The organism is Elstera litoralis, assembly GCF_000963705.1.
Lineage (GTDB): Bacteria > Pseudomonadota > Alphaproteobacteria > Elsterales > Elsteraceae > Elstera > Elstera litoralis.
The window spans coordinates 1-2,070 of sequence record NZ_LAJY01000340.1 but is presented as its reverse complement, the minus strand read 5'-3'; the positions used below and the strand labels follow the sequence as shown (position 1 = coordinate 2,070).

At 59.7% G+C, this 2,070-nt stretch carries 2 protein-coding genes; both read right to left on the bottom strand.

Annotation, left to right across the window (positions count from 1 at the left end; translation table 11 throughout):
• A partial coding sequence (locus VZ95_RS13140; RefSeq protein ID WP_045776252.1) for an AMP-binding protein occupies window positions 1-1,469 on the bottom strand: 1,469 nt, incomplete at its 3' end.
• An 11-nt stretch (window positions 1,470-1,480) separates the two neighbouring features.
• Window positions 1,481-2,070 (bottom strand): ABC transporter ATP-binding protein (locus VZ95_RS13135; RefSeq protein WP_045776251.1); only part of this gene is annotated, 590 nt, incomplete at its 5' end.

Sequence of the window (2,070 nt, the reverse complement as noted above, 5' to 3'; positions counted from 1 at the left end):
TAGGGGCTGAACTTCAGCTTATTCTCGATATAGGCGGGCGAGAAGCGCGCGCCGCTGCTGGTGGTGGCAATATCCTTGATACGGTCGATCACCGTCAGATGGCCCTTCTTATCGAAGTAGCCCGCATCGCCCGTATGCATCCAGCCATCGCGGATATCGGCTTTCGACGCCGCTTCATTGCGGAAATAGCCGGTGAACATATTCGGGTGGCGCGTGACGATTTCACCGATACCGTTTTGGTCCGGGTTATCGATGCGAATATCGATGGTGGAATCGAAGGCGACGCCGACCGTATCGAAATCCACCTCCCCGGCCCGGTGAATGGTATAGGCCCCCATCGTCTCGGTTTGGCCATAGAGCTGGCGCAGCGGCACGCCCATCGCCTGAAAGAATTTGAAGGTATCCGGCCCCAAGGCCGCGCCACCCGTCGCCGCCGAGCGCAGGCGGGAGAAGCCCAAGCGGTCGCGCAAAGCCCGAAACAGGATGAAATCCGCCAAAGCCGAGCGCCGCCCCTCGGCCAAGGCCTTTTGCCCGAGCTTCATGCCGAACTCATACATCACCCGCTTTAGACGGCTCGAATCCATAATCTTGGCGCGCACATCGCCCGCAATCGTCTCCCACACGCGCGGCGCGAGCAGGGCGAAGGTGGGGCCGATTTCGCGCATATCGGCCATCATGGTTTCCGGCTCTTCGACGAAATTCACCACCATGCGGCAGACGAGCCATTTCGAGACCGCGTACATCTGCTCCATAATCCACGGCAGCGGTAGGACCGAGACGTAATCATCCTGCGGGCCTTTCGGATCGACCGACAGGTAGGAGCGCGCGTGCCGCACCATCGAGCCGCCGGTGAGCATGGCAAGCTTGGGATGGGATGTGGTGCCGGAGGTGGTGCAGAGCACTGCCACCGCTTCCGTTTCGGTCGCCGCCACCAGTGCCTCGAATCGCGCCGGATCGGCGGCTAGGGCTTTTTCCCCGCGCGCCAGCAAGTCTTCCAGCGCAATCAGACGCGGATCATCATATTTGCGCATGCCGCGCGGGTCGGCATAAACGATATGGCGGACGGAGGGTATGCGGTCGCCCAGCGCCAGCAGCTTATCGATCTGCTCCTCGTCCTCGCACAGCATCACGTCGATATCGGCGTAAGTGACGAGATAGGCGACCTCATCCTCCATCGCGTCGCGGTAGATGCCAAGGCTCATGCCGCCGAGCGTATGGGTCGCCAATTCGCCCATCACCCAATCCGGGCGATTATCGCCAATCAGGCCGACGACGCTGTTTTTCGTAACGCCCAGGGTAGCAAGACCCAGCGTGAGCGCCTGGGTGCGTGCCAGCACCTGCCCCCAGGTGAAGCTTACCCAAATGCCGAACTGCTTTTCGCGCATCGCGGTTTCAGTCGGGAAGCTCTTGCCGTTATGGGCCAGCAGCTTCGGGAAGGTATCGAGGGCCGGGTCGCGATTAATGCTCATGATGCCCGCCCTCACGCGACTTGCGCGGGGGGCGTATCGCCCGCGTCGACCAAAACATCATCGACTTCACCTAAGTAAGCCCGGCGCACATGCTCGTTCGCCAGAACCTCATCGGGCAGCCCTTCGGCGATTTTCTTACCGAAATCCAGCACCATCACCCGGTGCGAAATATCCATGACCACGCCCATATCATGCTCGATCATCACAATGGTCATGCCCCATTCTTCGTTGAGATCGATAATAAAGCGGGCCATATCCTCCTTCTCCTCAAGGTTCATCCCGGCCATCGGCTCGTCGAGCAAGATCAGGTCGGGCTTCAGGGCAATGGCGCGCGCCAGTTCAACGCGCTTACGCAGCCCATAGGAGAGGGTTCCCGCCATTGCGCGGCGAACATGTTGAATTTCCAAGAAATCGATAATGGTTTCGACATCACGGCGATGGGAAAGTTCTTCCCGCCGCGCGCCGGTAAGCCAATAGAGCGCCCCGGTGAAGAAATTATTCTTCAGAAGATGGTGACGGCCGACCATAATATTATCGAGCACGCTCATATGGCCGAACAAGGCTAGGTTCTGGAAGGTGCGGCCAATGCCCAAATCGGCGC